Origin of the sequence: Streptomyces rimosus subsp. rimosus, from assembly GCF_000720725.1 — a bacterium.
Classification (GTDB): Bacteria; Actinomycetota; Actinomycetes; order Streptomycetales; family Streptomycetaceae; genus Streptomyces; species Streptomyces rimosus_A.
In genome coordinates, this window is record NZ_JOCQ01000036.1 from 12,177 (window position 1) to 28,924 (window position 16,748).

General features: G+C 71.5%; 12 protein-coding genes. 5 read left to right on the top strand and 7 right to left on the bottom strand.

Annotated features, from left to right (window positions below; all coding sequences use genetic code 11):
* Positions 1 to 16: 16 nt before the first annotated feature.
* Entirely contained in the window at positions 17 to 2,875 is a 2,859-nt protein-coding gene (locus IH45_RS0119715) for a CocE/NonD family hydrolase (protein ID WP_030669670.1), read from the bottom strand.
* 209 nt (positions 2,876 to 3,084) lie between these two features.
* Here IH45_RS0119715 and IH45_RS0119720 point away from each other — a divergent pair, with 209 nt between their 5' ends.
* Positions 3,085 to 4,314 (top strand): styrene monooxygenase/indole monooxygenase family protein, encoded by a 1,230-nt coding sequence (locus IH45_RS0119720; protein WP_030669673.1) that lies wholly within the window; start codon positions 3,085 to 3,087, stop codon positions 4,312 to 4,314.
* A 62-nt stretch (positions 4,315 to 4,376) separates the two neighbouring features.
* Here the strand turns inward: IH45_RS0119720 and IH45_RS0119725 are convergent, their stop codons facing one another.
* The 6 genes from IH45_RS0119725 to iolC all read right to left on the bottom strand — a co-directional run bounded on the left by IH45_RS0119725 (position 4,377) and on the right by iolC (position 11,681).
* Positions 4,377 to 4,856, bottom strand: a complete 480-nt coding sequence (locus IH45_RS0119725) for a GNAT family N-acetyltransferase (RefSeq protein ID WP_030669676.1) — start codon at positions 4,854 to 4,856, stop codon at positions 4,377 to 4,379.
* A 204-nt stretch (positions 4,857 to 5,060) separates the two neighbouring features.
* On the bottom strand, positions 5,061 to 6,554 hold the full coding sequence (locus IH45_RS0119730; RefSeq protein WP_030669678.1) for a CoA-acylating methylmalonate-semialdehyde dehydrogenase: 1,494 nt from the start codon (positions 6,552 to 6,554) through the stop codon (positions 5,061 to 5,063).
* A gap of 190 nt (positions 6,555 to 6,744) precedes the next feature.
* A complete protein-coding gene (gene iolD, locus IH45_RS0119735; RefSeq protein WP_030669681.1) occupies positions 6,745 to 8,643 on the bottom strand; it encodes a 3D-(3,5/4)-trihydroxycyclohexane-1,2-dione acylhydrolase (decyclizing) in 1,899 nt (632 codons plus the stop codon).
* Positions 8,640 to 9,551, bottom strand: coding sequence for a 5-deoxy-glucuronate isomerase (iolB, locus tag IH45_RS0119740; protein ID WP_030669683.1), 912 nt, complete (start codon positions 9,549 to 9,551; stop codon positions 8,640 to 8,642). Before iolB ends, iolD begins: the two co-directional genes overlap by 4 nt.
* Positions 9,552 to 9,581: 30 nt before the next feature.
* Complete coding sequence (locus tag IH45_RS0119745; RefSeq protein WP_030669688.1) at positions 9,582 to 10,475, bottom strand: Cgl0159 family (beta/alpha)8-fold protein; 894 nt, start codon at positions 10,473 to 10,475, stop codon at positions 9,582 to 9,584.
* A 201-nt stretch (positions 10,476 to 10,676) separates the two neighbouring features.
* Entirely contained in the window at positions 10,677 to 11,681 is a 1,005-nt protein-coding gene (iolC, locus tag IH45_RS0119750; RefSeq protein WP_030669690.1) for a 5-dehydro-2-deoxygluconokinase, read from the bottom strand.
* A 341-nt stretch (positions 11,682 to 12,022) separates the two neighbouring features.
* Here iolC and IH45_RS0119755 point away from each other — a divergent pair, with 341 nt between their 5' ends.
* From IH45_RS0119755 to IH45_RS0119770, 4 genes are all read left to right on the top strand, one after another.
* Complete coding sequence (locus tag IH45_RS0119755; RefSeq protein ID WP_030669692.1) at positions 12,023 to 12,943, top strand: sugar phosphate isomerase/epimerase family protein; 921 nt, start codon at positions 12,023 to 12,025, stop codon at positions 12,941 to 12,943.
* Between the two features lie 33 nt (positions 12,944 to 12,976).
* Positions 12,977 to 13,996 (top strand): Gfo/Idh/MocA family protein, encoded by a 1,020-nt coding sequence (locus IH45_RS0119760; protein WP_030669694.1) that lies wholly within the window; start codon positions 12,977 to 12,979, stop codon positions 13,994 to 13,996.
* A 349-nt stretch (positions 13,997 to 14,345) separates the two neighbouring features.
* Positions 14,346 to 15,209, top strand: a complete 864-nt coding sequence (locus IH45_RS0119765; RefSeq protein WP_030669696.1) for a sugar phosphate isomerase/epimerase family protein — start codon at positions 14,346 to 14,348, stop codon at positions 15,207 to 15,209.
* 2 nt (positions 15,210 to 15,211) lie between these two features.
* Positions 15,212 to 16,738 (top strand): sugar porter family MFS transporter, encoded by a 1,527-nt coding sequence (locus tag IH45_RS0119770; RefSeq protein WP_234440599.1) that lies wholly within the window; start codon positions 15,212 to 15,214, stop codon positions 16,736 to 16,738.
* The last annotated feature ends 10 nt before the right edge of the window (positions 16,739 to 16,748 follow it).

Sequence of the window (16,748 nt, forward strand, 5' to 3'; positions counted from 1 at the left end):
GGCTTGGTGACGGCGGTCACCGGTCACCTCCGATCATGGTGAGGAAGGCGTCCTCAAGGCGCCGGTGCGGGCCGACGCGGGCGACCGGGATCTCCAGCCGCAGCAGTTCCGGCAGCAGTTCGGGGGTGCTCGTCGTGCCGTCCAGCGTGATGAGCAGGCCCTCGTCGGCCCGGTCCGCGGTGGCCACCCCGGGCAGCGCGGCCACCTTCTCCAGGAGGACGTCGGACAGCGGCGTTGCGTCCGCGACGCCGACGAGCAGCGTGTCGCCGGTGCCGACGATGTCGGCGACCGGGCCCGCCTGGACGAGCCGGCCGCGGTCCATGACGACCAGATGCGTACAGGTCTGTTCGACCTCGGCCAGCAGATGGCTGGAGACGATCACGGTACGGCCTCCGGCCGCGTACCGGATCATCACGTCGCGCATCTCGCGGATCTGCGGCGGGTCCAGTCCGTTGGTCGGCTCGTCCAGGATGAGCAGGTCCGGCAGGCCGAGCATGGCCTGGGCGATGGCCAGGCGCTGCCGCATGCCCTGCGAGTACGTGCGGACGGCGCGTTCCAGCGCGTCGCCCAGCCCGGCGATCTCCAGGGCCTCGTCGACGTGCGCGTCCTCGGCCGGGCGGCCGGTGGCCCGCCAGTACAGGTCGAGGTTGGCGCGCCCGGACAGGTGCGGCAGGAAACCGGCGCCCTCCACGAACGCGCCGACCCGCGACAGCACCGGCGCGCCCGGCCGGATCGCGTGCCCGAACACGCGGATCTCACCGGCGTCCGGCCCGATCAGGCCCATCAGCATGCGCAGGGTGGTGGTCTTGCCCGCGCCGTTCGGGCCGAGCAGCCCGAGCACCTGGCCCTTTTCGACGCGGAAGGAGAGGTCCTGTACGGCGTAGCGGTCGGCGGACTTGGCGTACCGCTTGGTCAGGCCAGTGATCTGCAGCGGCACGTCCGCCAGGTCCGGGTCGGGGGCGCGGGCCGCGGAGCGCCGCCTGCCGACGAGCAGCAGGAGGACGGCGATGACCGCGCCGGCGGCGGGCAGCGCCCAGGTCCACGCGGGCAGCGGCGCCGCGGCGCTCTTGACCGCGGGCGCGGTGGGTACGTTCAGCACGCCGTCGCCGTCCAGGGAGGCGGTGTACGTGGCGGGCTCGGCGGGCGAGGCGTACGCGAGGTCCGTCGAGGAGAGGACCAGGCGCAGCCGGTGCCCGGCCGCGAACTCGTGGTCGACGGCGGGCAGCCGCAGTTCGACGCTCTTGCCCGCCTTGGCGCCGGTGACGCGGTACGGCTCGGCAAGTCCGGCGGGCAGCACCGGCCTGCTGCTGCCGTTCGGCCCGATGTCGTAGACCTTGGCGAAGATCACCGCTTCGTCGCCGGTGGCGCGCAGGCGTACGCGGGCCGTCGGCGCGCCGGTGACCCGCAGCGGTTCGGCGAGCGGCCGCGATTCGAAACGGGCGTACTGGCCGGGGGAGTCGAGGGAGAGCCCGGCGCCCACACTGGAGAGGCTGTTGAGGGCGCCGACGCCGGGCACCGTGGAGATGGACGGCGGACTCGCCCCGGCCGGATTGCTGAAACTTTGTTCGCGGCCGGTCAGGCGGACCGGGCGGGGGTCGTTGTCCAGGCCGGGGTAGCCGTCGGCGCTCGCGCCGCGCAGCCGGGCCGCGCCGTTGGTGGAGTCCACGGCCCCACCGCGGCTGACGCGGAAGGCGGGCCCGGTGTCCGCGTTCGCGTCGCCCTTCAGGTAACGGTCGAACCACGCCTTCGTACGGCTCGCGGCGCGGCCGGATTCGCGGTCGCCGCCGTCGTGTCCGCCCGCGAGCCAGTCGACGGATACCGGAGCGCCGTTCTTGCGGAGCGCCTTGTACAGGGCGTCGGCCTGGCCGAGCGGGAACAGCGAATCGGTCCTGCCCTGCATGATGAGCGTCGGGACCTTGATCCGGTCCGCGACGGCGACGGGGCTGCGGGCTTCGAGGAGTTCGCGGGCGGCGGCGTCGGGCCTTCCGGAGACGGCGATCCGCTCGTACATTTCGCAGAGCTGCGGTTCGAACCGGCCGCAGCCGTCGGCGGCGTTACGGGCCGCCGATTCGACGGCGTCGGTGGCGTCGCCCGCCTCGCCGCCGGACGCGGACTTCCCGCTGCCACCGGTACCCGCCCCGCTGCCGCCGGACCCCTCACGCATACCGCCACCGCCGGTGGCGCCGTTTCCGGAACCGCCTTCGGCGCCGTCCACACCGACCGACCCGGTGGAGAAGAACATCCCGGCCCACAGCTTCTTGAAGACGCCGTTGGGGAGCAGCGCGTCGGCCAGGTTCCAGTACGTGATCTGCGGGGCGATCGCGTCCACCCGCTTGTCGTACCCGGCGGCCAGCAGCGCGACCGCTCCGCCGTACGAGGCCCCGGCGACACCGACCCGCGGGTCGCCCTTGCCGTCGAGTTGTACCTCGGGCCGTGTGGCCAGCCAGTCGATCAGCCGGCGCGCGTCGGAGACCTCACGGTCCGGGTCGTTGAGCCCGATCTTCCCGGTCGACTTGCCGAAGCCGCGCGCCGACCAGGTCAGTACGGCGTACCCGTCGCGCGCCAGCTGCTCGGCCTGCTCGCGTACGGATTCCTTGCTGCCGCCGAAACCGTGCCCCAGGAGGACGGCCGGGCGGGGGCCGGTTCCGCCCGCGGTGAAGAAGGATGCGTCGATCCGGACCGAGCCCCGGCCCGCTGCCGCGTGGTCGCCCCCGGACCCGCCGTCGGCGCTCTCGGGCATGGTGAACGCCCGGTCCTCCCGGTGCACGGCCGGCGGGTCGTCCGCGGCGACCGCCGCCCACGTACCCGACCCGGCGAGCACGGCCAGCACGGCCGCCGTCGCGTACAGCCGCCGTCCACGGAATCGGAAAGTCATACGGTGAATCCTAAGGACGCCGTCCGGCGGACCACCGGGCCGCCGGGGCGAACCCGCGCACCTCCCTGGGCAGTACGGGCGCCGCCGCACATACCGCGCCCGCAGTACGCGCAACGCGCCCGTGCGCCCCGTGGCCCTCTGTACACCGCACAAACCCGCCGCTACAAAAGACGATGTGGGGCGGGCCGGTTCGGCCCAGGGGAGGCGCAATGCGCAGGATCGCCATCGTCGGCGCGGGGCAGGCGGGGCTGCATCTCGCCCTGGCGCTTCTGGCCGCGGACTACGACGTCACGTTGCTCACCGACCGTACGGCGCAGCAGGTCCGCGCGGGGCGGGTGATGTCGTCACAGATGATGTTCGGCCCGGCACGCCACCTGGAACGGGCCGCCGGACTGAACCTCTGGGACGCCACCGCTCCGGGCGCGGCCGCGCTGCGGGTCACGGTGTGGGACCCGCCCGGCAAGTCCGCGTTGACGTTCACCGGGCGGTTCGACGAACCGCCGCACTCCGTCGACCAGCGGGTGAAGATGGCCGGCTGGCTCGGCCTGTACGAGGCCAGGGGCGGCCGCGTCCGGTACGGCCCCGTCTCCCCCGCCACGCTCCCCGCGCTCGCCGCCGGCCACGATCTGACGATCGTCGCCTCCGGCCGCGGCGACCTCACCCGGCTCTTCGCGCGCAACGCGCTGTACTGCCCCTTCGACCGCCCGCAGCGCACCCTCGCCTGCGTCTACGTGCACGGTGTCGCGGCGCCTGCCGACCATCCGGACCCGCTGGTGCGGACGAATGTGGTGGCCGGGGCGGGTGAGGTGTTCGTCGTGCCGGCGCTGACGACGGGCGGGCCGTGCGACATCGTGCTGTTCGAGGCGCTGCCCGGCGGGCCGTTCGACTGCTGGCACGACCAGCCGTCGCCGGGCGGCTGTGTGGCCCGGGCGCTCGATCTGCTGCGTACGCACGCGCCGGGCGAGTACGAGCTGTGCAAGGACGCCGTTCCCACGGACGCGGGCGCGACGCTGTACGGCGCGATCACGCCGACCGTCCGGCATCCGGTCGCCGAGGTCGCGCCGGACACGTACGTCCTGGGGATGGCCGACACGGTCGTCACCAACGACCCGATCACCGGCCAGGGATCGAACAACGCCGCTCGCGGCGCGGCCGCCTACCTGGACGCGATACTGGAGCGGGGCGACGCGCCCTTCGACCCGGAGTGGATGCGCGCGGCGTTCGCCGGGTTCTGGCGGCATGCCCGGCAGGTCACCGAATTCACCAACCTCATGCTGGAGCCGCCGCCACAGCACGTCCAGCGGCTGCTGGCGGCCGCCGCCGAACACCCCGCCGTGGCAGACCGCTTCGTCAACGGCTACGCCGATCCGGCGGACTACCACGGCTGGCTGATGACGGCGGCCGACGCGGACGCCTATCTGGCCACCGCCGGCAACTGAACGCGCCACCGCCCGCCGCACACGGGCGACCGGTGTCCGGCCGGGGCCGGACACCGGTCTCCTCAGTTCCTGCCGCCCGGCTCCAGCGCCAGCGTGAAACGTTTCTTGTCCTTGCGCGTCGCGCCGAACCGGTCGTAGAAGCGGATCGCTCCGGCGTTCCAGTCGGGCGTGTTCCACTGCATCTCCGCAACGCCCAGCGCCTTGCCCTCGGCGATGACCGCCTCGACCAGCAGGGCGCCCAGCCCGAGGCCGCGGTGCTCGGCGCGAAGGTAGAGGCAGTCCAGGTGCAGGTATTCGCGGCCCTGCCAAGTGTCGAAGGCCGTGGCGCAGGTGGCGTATCCGGCGAGTTCACCGCCGGACAGTTCGGCGACCAGGCAGCGCAGCCACGGTGGGCGCGGTCCGAAGAGCGCCTCCGCGAGCCGGTCCTCCAGGTCTGCGGCGGGCGGCATGGCCCGCTCGTACGCGGCGTGCTCCGCAGCCAGCGCGACCACCTCCGCCAGGTCCGTACGCACCGCGTGGCGGATGACCGGGGCCGTTGTCATGGCGCACCCGCCACGGCACCGAGCATCTTCACTGCCCCCGTGGGCTGTTGTTCGTCATTCATACGCAGCATCATGCGCCATCCGACCCGAACGGTTCCCCGGTATGGTGACGGGTTTTCCGGGGCCGCCGGGAACGGTGCGCCGCCGGAGGCCCCGCCGCCCGGCGGCCCGTGCGCTCGCGCAGGCCGCCGGGTGCCGCCGGTGTCAGTGGTTGCTGGGAAAGCCCAGGTTGATGCCGCCGTCGGACGGGTCGGGCCAGCGGGTGGTGACGACCTTGCCGCGGGTGTAGAAGTGGATGCCGTCGTTGCCGTAGATGTGGTGGTCGCCGAAGAGCGAGTCCTTCCAGCCGCCGAAGGAGTGGTAGCCCACCGGCACCGGGATCGGCACGTTCACGCCCACCATGCCGGCCTCGACCTCCAGCTGGAAGCGGCGGGCCGCGCCGCCGTCCCGGGTGAAGATGGCGGTGCCGTTGCCCCACGGCGAGGAGTTCATCAGGGAGACGGCCTCGTCGTAGGTGTCCACGCGGACGACGGACAGCACCGGGCCGAAGATCTCGTCGCGGTAGGCGTCCATCTCGGGCGTGACGTTGTCGAGCAGCGAGACGCCGATCCAGTGGCCGTCCTCGTGGCCGGGGACGGTGAAGCCGGTACCGTCGAGCACCACGTCAGCGCCCTGGGCCGCGGCGCCGGTCACGTACGAGGCGACCTTGTCGCGGTGGGCCTTGGTGATCAGCGGACCCATCTCGGAGGCCGGGTCGTCGCCGGGGCCGATGGTCAGCGCGGCGGCCCGCTCCTTGATCTTCTCGATCAGCGGGTCGGCGGTGTCGCCGACGGCCACCACGACGGAGATCGCCATGCAGCGCTCGCCCGCCGAGCCGTACGCGGCGTTGATCGCGGAGTCCGCGGCCAGGTCCAGGTCGGCGTCCGGCAGGACCAGCATGTGGTTCTTGGCGCCGCCCAGGGCCTGGACGCGCTTGCCGTTGGCCGTGCCGGTGGTGTGGATGTAGCGGGCGATAGGGGTGGAGCCGACGAAGGAGACGGCGGCGATGTCCGGGTGCTCCAGGATGCGGTCCACCGCGACCTTGTCGCCGTTGACGACGTTCAGCACGCCGTCCGGCAGGCCCGCCTCGGCCGCCAGCTCGGCCAGCTTCAGGGCCGCGGACGGCACCTTCTCGCTGGGCTTGAGGACGAAGGTGTTGCCGCAGGCGACGGCCAGCGGGAACATCCACATCGGCACCATCGCCGGGAAGTTGAACGGCGTGATGCCGGCGACCACACCGAGGGACTGGCGGATGGCGGCCACGTCCACCCGGGTGGAGACCTGCGTGGACAGCTCGCCCTTGAGCTGCTGCGGGATGCCGCAGGCCAGCTCGACGATCTCCAGGCCGCGGGCGACCTCGCCCAGCGCGTCGCTGTGCACCTTGCCGTGCTCGGCGCTGATCAGCGCGGCCAGCTCCTCGCGGTGCGCGTCGATCAGCTCGCGGTAGGCGAACAGTACGGCCGTGCGCTTGGCCAGCGAGCTGGTGCCCCAGGTCCGGAACGCCTCCTTGGCGGCGGCCACGGCGGCGTCCACCTCGTCCACGGAGGCGAAGGCGACCTGCTTCTCCTGGGCGCCGGTCGCGGGGTTGTAGACCGGCCCGAAGGAGCCGGAGACACCCTCGACGGGCTTGCCGCCGATCCAGTGGTTGATGGTCTTCATGCGGGGGCCTTTCTCGGGGACGACGGTGGGTGGAGGGCTGGTCGGGAGCGGTACGGGGGGCGGCCGGTCGGTCGGCTAGCCGGCTGGCTGGTCGGTCGGTCGGTCGGTCGGTCGGCCGGGGAACTCGGGGGCCTGCGGGGGTATTCGGTTTCCCTCGGGGTCGTTCGGGGTCGTTCGGGTTTGTTCGGGTTCAGAGATGGCGGCGGCGTTCGGCGGCGTGCCGGTCGTACTCCTTGCGGGCCTCGACCGCCGCCGGACGCGTCGCCGTCGCGGCCACAGGAACATCCCACCAGGCCTGGGCGCCGGGCGCGCCCGGCACAGTGTCGGCCGTTGCGGTCTCGACATAGACACATGTGGGGCGTGCGTCGGCGCGGGCCGCGGCGAGCGCGGCGCGCAGTTCGCCGACGGTCGCGGCGCGGATGACGTGCATGCCGAGGGATGCCGCGTTGGCGGCGAGGTCCACGGGCAGCGGGTCACCCGTGTACGTGCCGTCGGTGGCGCGATAGCGGTACGCCGTGCCGAAGCGCTCGCCGCCGGTCTGCTCGGAGAGGCCGCCGATGGAGGCGTAGCCGTGGTTCTGGAGCAGCACCACATTGATGTTGATGCCCTCCTGGACCGCGGTGACGATCTCGGTGGGCATCATCAGGTACGTGCCGTCGCCGACCAGGGCCCATACGGGGCGGTCCGGCGCGGCCAGGCGGACCCCGATGGCGGCGGGGATCTCGTACCCCATGCAGGAGTAGCCGTACTCCAGGTGGTACTGGCGGCGGGAGCGGGCCCGCCACAGTTTGTGCAGGTCGCCGGGGAGCGAGCCGGCCGCGTTGATGATCACGTCCTGTTCGCCGACGGTGGCGTCCAGCGCGCCGAGGACCTGGGTCTGGGAGGGGCGTACGGAGTCGTCGGGCGCGGCGTAGGCGGCGTCGACGAGGGATTCCCAGCGGGCCTTGGCGGTGCCGTACTCCTCCTCGTAGGCCGGTGCGACGCGGTGTCCGGAGAGGGCCTCGGCAAGCGCTTGCAGTCCGGCACGGGCGTCGGCGACCAGGGACGTCGCGGCGAGCTTGTGGGCGTCGAAGGAAGCGATGTTCAGGTTGACGAAACGGACGCCGGGGGCGGCGAAGAGGGTGGCGGAGGCGGTGGTGAAGTCGGTGTAGCGGGTGCCGATGCCGAGGACGAGGTCGGCGCTGCGGGCCAGCGCGTCGGCCGTGGCCGTGCCGGTGTGGCCGATGCCGCCCACGTCGGCGGGGTGGTCGTGGCGCAGCGATCCCTTGCCGGCCTGGGTGGAGGCGACGGGGATGCCGGTGGCGTCGGCGAGGGCGCGCAGCGCGTCCTCGGCCCCGCTGTGGTGGACGCCGCCACCCGCGATGATCAGTGGCCGCTCGGCGGCCCGTACCACCCGTACGGCCTCGGCGAGCGCCGCGGCGTCGGGCGCGGGGCGGGCCACCCGCCACACCCGGTCGGCGAAGAATTCCTCGGGCCAGTCGTACGCCTCGGCCTGCACGTCCTGCGGCAGCGCGAGCGTGACGGCGCCGGTCTCCACGGGGTCCGCGAGCACCCGCATGGCCTGGAGGGCGGCCGGGATCAGCGCTTCGGGGCGGGTGATCCGGTCGAAGTAGCGGGAGACCGGGCGCAGGGCGTCGTTCACCGACACATCACCGGCATACGGGACTTCGAGCTGCTGGAGCACGGGATCGGCGGGGCGGGTGGCGAAGGTGTCACCGGGCAGGAGCAGCACCGGCAGGCGGTTGACCGTGGCCAGGGCCGCGCCGGTGACGAGGTTGGTGGCGCCGGGTCCGATGGAAGTGGTGACGGCGTGTGCGGACAGGCGGTCGCACTGCCGGGCGTAGCCGACGGCGGCGTGCACCATGGCCTGCTCGTTGCGGCCCTGGAGGTAGGGCATCGTGTCCGGTCCCGACTCCAGAAGTGCCTGGCCGATGCCGGCGACGTTGCCGTGCCCGAAGATGCCCCAGCAGGCGTTGATCAGGCGGTGCCGGAACGGTGTGCCACCTTCGGGAGCGCCGTCCCGCTCCGTGTACTGGTGGGCCAGGAACTCGACCAGGGCCTGTGCCACGGTGAGGCGTCGAGTGGTCATCGTGGGTCTCCCGCGGAGGCTTCGTAGAGGGGCAGACGGGGGTCCACGGGCCGGTCGGGCCAGGTGCCGCGGATCCAGCCGTGGTCGGGGTGGTCGCAGATCAGCCAGGCGCGTTCCTCGCCCGGACCCGCCATCACGTTGAGGTAGTACATGGTGTGTCCCGGCGCGGCGATGGACGGGCCGTGCCAGCCGTCGGGGATCAGGACGGCGTCGCCGCTGCGGACCTCGGCGAGCACATCCGTACCGCGGCCGTTGCCGGACGGGGAGACGCGCTGGTAGCCGAGGCCTTCGGTGCCGTGCGCGGAGGCGATCTCGAAGTAGTAGATCTCCTCCAGTTCGCTCTCCTCACCGGGCCGGCACTCGTCGTGTTTGTGCGGCGGATACGAGGACCAGTTGCCGCCGGGGGTGAGCACTTCGACGGCGATGAGCTTGTCGCACTCGAAAACACCCGCCGCGCCGAAGTTGTTGACCTGGCGCGAGCAGGAGCCCGTACCGCGCAGTTCCACGGGCACCTTGCCCGCGGGGCCGTAGCGGGCGGGCAGCCGGCGCGTGCAGCGGGCACCGGTCAGCGCGAACCGGCCGCCGGCCGCGCTGCCGATCTCCACCTCGGCGTCTCTCGGTACGTACGCGAAGTCCGTGACCCCGCTGAACACGTCCTCGCGCCCGGCCAGTTCGATGACGGCGCCGCCGTCGGCGGTGACCGTACAGCCGCCGTTCAGGGGCAGCACGATCCACTCGCTGTCGCCGGCGCGGAAGGTGTGGCTCCCTCCGGGTGGCAGCCGCAGCACGCGCAAGGACGAATAGCCCCAGCCCGCCGTCTCCGGCGCGATGGCCAGTTCGTACGGCCCGTCGGCCGCCTCGCCCGCCTTGAGGTGGAAACGGTTGGTGTTACACAGCTCGCTCGTCATGCCTGCAAGTCTCCTCCCGACCACTGACAGTTACCGCTGGAGCAGCGACACGGCGGTGTCCACGGCCGCCGTCACGTCCCCGTCGGCCGGATAGAGCAGCGACCGGCCCGCCACCAGCCCCTGTACGGTCGGCAGCCGCAGCGCCTTGCGCCACTTCTCGTACGCCGCTTCCTGATCCGCCGTGGTGCTCTTGATGTCGCCGCCGAGCAGCACCGTCGGCAGCGTCGACGTCTCGCAGACCTGCGCCATGGCGTCGGGGTCGTCGGTCACCGGCAGCTTCAGCCAGGTGTACGCGGAGGTGCCGCCCAGCCCGGAGGCGATGGCCACGGACTTGGTGACGGCCTCCGCGCTCAGGTCGTTGACGACCTTTCCGTCCACCCGGCGCGAGAGGAACGGCTCCACGAAGGTGGGCAGTTCCCGCTCCGCCATGGCGTCGATGGCGCGCGCCGTGGCCTCCAGGGTGGCCAGCGAACCGGGGTCCTCGTAGTCGATACGGAGCAGCAGTTTGCCGGCGTCGAAGCGGAGCCGGGCGATGTCCTGCGGGCGGTGGCCGGTGAAGCGGTCGTCCATCTCGAAGGAGGCGCCGGCGATACCGCCCCGGTTCATGGAGCCCATGACGACCTTGCCTTCGAGGGCGCCGAGCAGAAGCAGGTCCTCCAGGATGTCGGCGGTGGCGAGCACGCCGTCCACGCCAGGGCGCGACAGCGCCAGGCACAGCCGTTCCAGCAGGTCGACACGGTTGGCCATGGCCAGTCGGCGGTCGCCGACGGCGAGCGCGCCGCGCGCCGGGTGGTCGGCCGCGACGATCATCAGGCGGCCGCTGTCGCCGATCAGGGGGCGGCGGGTACGGCGCGCCGCGGCCTGCGCGACGGCTTCCGGGTGCCGGGCCCGCAGCGTCACGATGTCGGAGATCCGAGTGGTCAAGGCGGTTCTCACCTTCTGGTGGGACGGGTTCGTACGGGCGCCGCCGGGCGGGGCGCCCGGTCGGGCACTCGGCGGGCGCGCGGTGACATCGACGCGGCTTTGTCCGGTGACATCGGCGCGGCTTTGTCCGGTGGCAGCCGGCCTGCCGGAACGGCTGCGCCTGGCGCTCCGGGTGGGGCGTACGGGATCCGCACCCGGCGCTCAGCGCGCGGCGAGGAAGTCCTCGACCTCGGCGCGCGTCGGCATGGCGGACGAACAGGCCAGCCGGGACGCGACGATCGCGCCGGCGGCGTTGGCGTACCGCATCATCGGCTCCAGCTCCCATCCGGACAGCAGCCCGTGGCAGAGCGCGCCACCGAAGGCGTCACCGGCGCCCAAGCCGTTGACGACCTCCACGGGGGTGGGTGGCACCTCGGCAGTGCGGCCGTCGCGGTGCACGGCCAGAACGCCCTTCGGGCCCTGTTTGATGACGGCCAGTTCGACGCCCATGTCGAGCAGCGCCTGCGCGCACCGCTTCGGTTCGCGTACGCCGGTGGCGACCTCGGCCTCGTCGACGTTGCCGACCGCGACGGTCGCGTGCGCGAGCGCGGCCTCGTAATGCGGGCGGGCCGCGGCCATCGCGGCGGCCCCGGTGGCACCGCCGTCGCCGGACGCGCCGCCTTCGCCGCCCCAGAACATCGGCCGCCAGTCCAGGTCGAAGACGGTGATGCCCGCCTTGGCGCGGGCCTCCAGCGCGGCGAGGGTGGCGCCGCGGCTGGGCTCCTCGCACAGGCCGGTGCCGGTCATCCAGAAGATGCGGGCGGCCCGTACGGCGCCGCGGTCCAGTTCCTCGGGGTGGATGACCAGGTCGGGGGCCTTGGGGCGGCGGTAGAAGTAGAGCGGGAAGTCGTCCGGCGGGAAGATCTCGCAGAAGGTGACCGGCGTCGGGTACTCCGCGACGGGCGTCACCCAGCGGTCGTCCACCCCGAAGTCGCGCAGCGCCTCGTGGATGTAATCGCCGAAGGGATCGCGGCCGGTGCGGCTGATGACCGCGGTGCGCCGTCCCAGCCGGGCGGCGGCGACCGCGACGTTGGTGGCCGAGCCGCCGAGGAATTTCCCGAACGTCTCGACCTGGGACAGCGGAACGCCGGTCTGCAACGGGTAGATGTCCACGCCTATGCGGCCGAGGGTGATCAGGTCGTACGGGCCGCCCGAATGACCGGACATCACCGCCTCGTCGGTCCGTCCGTCTTCTGCGGTCTGCCGCGGCTCGCTCATGTGCGCCCCTTCGGTTCGTCGCTGACCACAGGTCTAACCGGGCTCCCGAGGCACTGTCAATACTTTGTCCTTACATCCTGACGTCGAAAGCGGATCGATGACACCGCGCCTCACCGTCGCCTCCGCACGCCTCCTCGCCACCCCTTCGACCTACTCCCGAGTCACAAAGTCCTTAAGTCCTTATGTCAGGACGAAGTCTTGACACTCTCCTGACCGGGATGGAGGCTGTGCCCCACAACCCAGCCCGCGCCTTCCCGGTCACCGTCGACCGGCGAGAGGAGAGCCGCAGCATGTCCGTTCCCCATGCCGTCCCGCGCGTTCTCGACCGCCTGCGCATCGGATCGGCCCCCGACTCCTGGGGCGTCTGGTTCCCCGACGACAACCGGCAAGTCCCGTGGGAGCGCTTTCTGGACGAGGTCGCCGAGGCCCAGTACGAGTGGATCGAACTCGGCCCGTACGGCTACCTGCCCACCGACCCGGCCGCCCTGCACGCGGAGCTCGACCGGCGCGGCCTGAAGGTGTCGGCCGGCACCATCTTCACCTCGCTGCACCACGGACCGGACGTATGGGACACGACCTGGGCGCACGTCAGCGAGGTCGCCACCCTCACCCGGGCGATGAACGCCAAGCACCTCGTGGTCATCCCCTCCTTCTGGCGCGACGACAAGACCGCCGAGGAACTGGAGCCGCGCGAACTCACCACCGAGCAGTGGCACCACCTGAACAGCGGCATGGAACGGCTGGGCAAGCAGGTACGCGAGGAGTTCGGCCTCGACATCGTCGTGCACCCGCACGCCGACACCCACATCGACACCGAGGAACACGTCGAGCGCTTCCTCGACGGCACCGATTCGTCCCTGGTCAACCTGTGCCTGGACACCGGGCACTACGCGTACTGCGGCGGCGACAACGTCAAGCTCATCAAGACCTACGGCGAACGGATCGGCTACCTCCACCTCAAGCAGGTCGACCCGGACATCCTCGCCGACGTCGTCGCAAAGGGCACGCCCTTCGGGCCCGCGGTCCGGCAGGGCGTGATGTGCGAACCGCCGCTGGGCGTGCCCGCGCTGCCGCCCGTCCTGGAGGCCGCCCAGGAACTGGACGTGGACCTCTTCGCCATCGTCGAGCAGGACATGTACCCCTGCCCCGCCGACCAGCCCCTGCCGATCGCCCGGCGCACCCGCCGCTTCCTGCGCTCCTGCGGCGCCTGAGAACCTCCCGTACGGAGCTAGGAGTTCTGCCACATGAGCCAGTACGCAACGCTCGGCGTCGCGGTCATCGGCACCGGCCGCATGGGCGCCGACCACGTACGCCGCCTCAACGACATCACCAGCGGCGCCCGGGTGGCGGCCGTCGTCGACATCGACGCGGACCGGGCCAAACGCGTCGCCGACGGCATCGAGGGCTGCACACCCCACACCGACCCGGCCACCGCCATGGCGGACCCCGGCGTCGACGCCGTACTCATCGCCTCACCGGGCGCCGCCCACGAGGACGCCCTGCTCGCCGCGTTCGCGCACGACCTTCCGGTGCTGTGCGAGAAACCGCTTACTCCCGACCCGGTCTCCGCGCTGCGCGTCCTGAAGGCCGAACAGCGACTGGGGCGCCGACGGGTGCAGGTCGGCTTCATGCGCCGGTACGACGCCGACTACCTCAAGCTCAAGGCCCTGCTCGACCAGGGCGCTTACGGCCGCCCGCTGATGCTGCACAACAAGCACCGCAACGCCGACACGCCGCCCGGCTTCACCAACGCCATGATGATCCACGACTCGGTCGTCCACGAGATCGACGTGACGCGCTGGCTGCTGGACGAGGAGATCACCGCCGTACGCGTGCTGCGCCCGGCCCCCACCGGCCACGCGCCCGAGGGCCTGAGCGACCCACAGCTCATCCTCTTCGAGACCGCGGCCGGGCAGATCGTGGACACCGAGCTGTTCGTCAACTGCGGCTTCGGCTACCAGGTCGGCTGCGAAGCCGTCTGCGAGGGCGGCACCGCCCGGATCGGCGACGACCACGGGGTGTTCGTCAACACGGCCGGCAAGTGGGGCGGCTCGATCACCCCGGGCTTCGTGGAGCGCTTCGAGGAGGCGTACGACCGGCAGGTACAGCGCTGGGTGGACGCCACGCGGCGCGGCGAGGTCGAGGGCCCGAGCTGCTGGGACGGTTACGCGGCGGCCGCGGTGTGCGAGGCAGGCGTACGGGCGCAGGCCACCGGCGAGCGCGTCGAGGTCGAGCTGGTGGAGCGGCCGGCGCTGTATCGCTGAAGCGGTGGCGGGCTTGTCGCTGAGTTTGCGGCGGGCGGAGCTGCTGCGGCGGGGCGGAGCTGCGGCTACGGCTATGGCTGCGTTCCGTAAGCGTCAGGGTCAGCGAGCTGTGCTGTGTGGTGGCTGGTGTGGCCGCTGTGGCTGGTGTGCCGCCTTTGTGTCATAGCCGGTGTCCGGGCTGCCGTGCGGCCGGACCGAGCCGAGTTGCCGCTCGCGTTCCGGTTCTCGTTCTGGCCCTCGTTCCCGTTCTCTGTTCCGGTCCTCGTTCCGGCCGGACCGTGGCCCGCGTCCTCACCCGAACGGTCTCCCCTTCTCGAACGGTCTCCCCTCCTCGAAAGGTCTCCCCCTCGTGAAGATCGCTCTCGACCCGTACATGTTCCGCGACGTACCGCTGCTCGAACTCCCCGCGCTGGTGGCCGAGCTGGGCTACGAGTGGATCGAGCTGTCACCACGCGACGACGTGAACCCGTTCTTCCGGCACCCACGCATCGACGACGCCTCCGTCCGCAAGTTCCGCAAGGAACTGTCCGCGGCGGGGGTCGGCATCTCCTCCGTGCTCCCCTTGTACAAGTGGTCCTCCCCGGACGAGGACGAACGGCAGGCCGCCGTCCGCTACTGGAAGCGCGCCATCCAGATCACCGTCGACCTCGGCGTCGACACCGTGAACTCGGAGTTCAACGGCCGTCCGGAGCGGGCGGACCGCAGCGAGGGCCAGTTCTGGCGGTCGCTGGAGGAACTGCTGCCGATCTTCGAGCGCGAAGGCATCGCGCTCGCGCTCGAACCTCACCCGGACGACTTCATCGAGGACGGGCACGCCGCCGTCGACGTGATCCGCGGCATCAACTCCCCGCTGGTGTCCTTCCTGTACTGCGCGCCGCACACCTTCCACCAGGGCAACGACGCTCCGGGCATCCTCAAGCGCGCCGGCGGACTGACCACCGCGGTCCACCTCGCCGACACCTTCGACCACACCGCCTCCTCCGGCCTGCGCTACATCGTCAACCCTCCCGGCGCGGCCGTACGCGTCCACCAGCACCTGGACATCGGGCAGGGCGAGGTCGACTTCGACGAACTCTTCCGCGAACTGGCCGCCAACGGTTTCGACGGCACCCTCGTCTCGTCCGTGTTCGCATGGGAGGAGCGCGCGAAGGAGTCGGCCCGCTTCATGCGCGAGCAGATCGACGCGTACGTCAAAGAGAACTGGAGCCGATGACGATGGCCGCACCGAGCAGATCGGCGACCTCTGCGGACGGGGCAGGCGAGACGGGCGGACCCGACGCCGCACGTTCCGCCGCGGAGGGCAGCGCAAATGTCCGTACATCTGCATCCGCCGTCCACGCTTCTCCCCCATCATCTTCCGCCCCTTCGTCTCCCGCCCCCGGCCGGAACGCCCAACACTTCGTCCTCGCCATTGCCGCCATCGCCGCGCTCGGCGGTGCCCTGTTCGGCTACGACACCGGGGTCGTCTCCGGAGCGCTCCCCTACATGGAGCAGCACTTCGGCCTGACCTCGCTCGGCGAAGGCGTCATCACCAGCGCCCTGCTGATCGGTGCGGCCTTCGGGTCGCTGGCCGGCGGGCGCATGTCGGACCTGCTGGGCCGGCGCAACTCGCTGCTGTGGGCGGGCGCGGTGTTCATCGGCGGCGCCCTGGCGGTGGCGCTCGCGCCCACCGTTGCCTTCATGGTCGTGGCACGCTTCGCCCTCGGCCTGGCCGTGGGCAGCGCCTCGGTGATCACCCCGTTGTACCTCTCGGAGATTGCGCCGCCGCACATCCGCGGCCGGCTGGTCTCCTTCAACTCCCTGATGATCGTCAGCGGCCAGCTGCTGGCGTACGTCATCAACGCCGTACTCGCCCGGTGGGAAGCCTGGCGCTGGATGCTGGGCTTGGCGGCGCTGCCCGCGGTCGCCCTGTTCGTCGGGCTCTTCTTCCTGCCCGACACACCGCGCTGGTACATCAGCAAAGGTCGTACGGAACAGGCCGCGCACGTACTGCGGCGCACCCTGCCCGCCGAAGAGGTCGACGGGGAGCTGAGTCGCATCAACCAGGCGCGTGCGCTGGAGGCCGAGGCGCAGCGCGGCGCCTGGCAGGAACTCCGTACTCCTTGGGTACGGCGCATCCTGCTGATCGGCGTCGGGCTGGCGATCGTCCAGCAGATCACCGGCGTCAACGCCGTCATCTATTTCGCGCCCAAGATCCTTCACTCCACCGGGCTGGGCACCAACGCCGCGATCACCGCCACCATCGCGGTGGGCGCCATCTCCGTCATCGCCACCGCGATCGGCATGTCGCTGATCGACAAGGTCGGACGACGGCCGATGCTGCTCACCGGTCTTTCCGGAATGACCGTCTCACTGGCCTTGCTGGGCGCGTCCTTCCACCTTCCGAAATCCACCGGCGTCAGCTATCTCGTCCTCGCCCTGATGGTCCTCTACATGGGCTTCATGCAGGCCACTTTGAACACCGGTGTCTGGCTGCTGCTTGCAGAAATGTTTCCACTGAAGGTGCGCGGCCTGGCCATGGGTGCCGCGGTGTTCGTGATGTGGCTGGTCAACTTCACGGTGGCGCTGGCCTTTCCGGTCCTCCTCGACGCGGCGGGCGCCAGTGTCACGTTCTGGGTCTTCGGCCTGATGTGCGTACTGTCCCTGCTCTTCTGCAAGCGCTACGCCCCTGAGACGAAGGGCATGGCCCTGGAGGACCTGGAACACGAACTGCGGAAGACAACAGCGGAAGCGGAAGCCTGAAGGCGGCTGG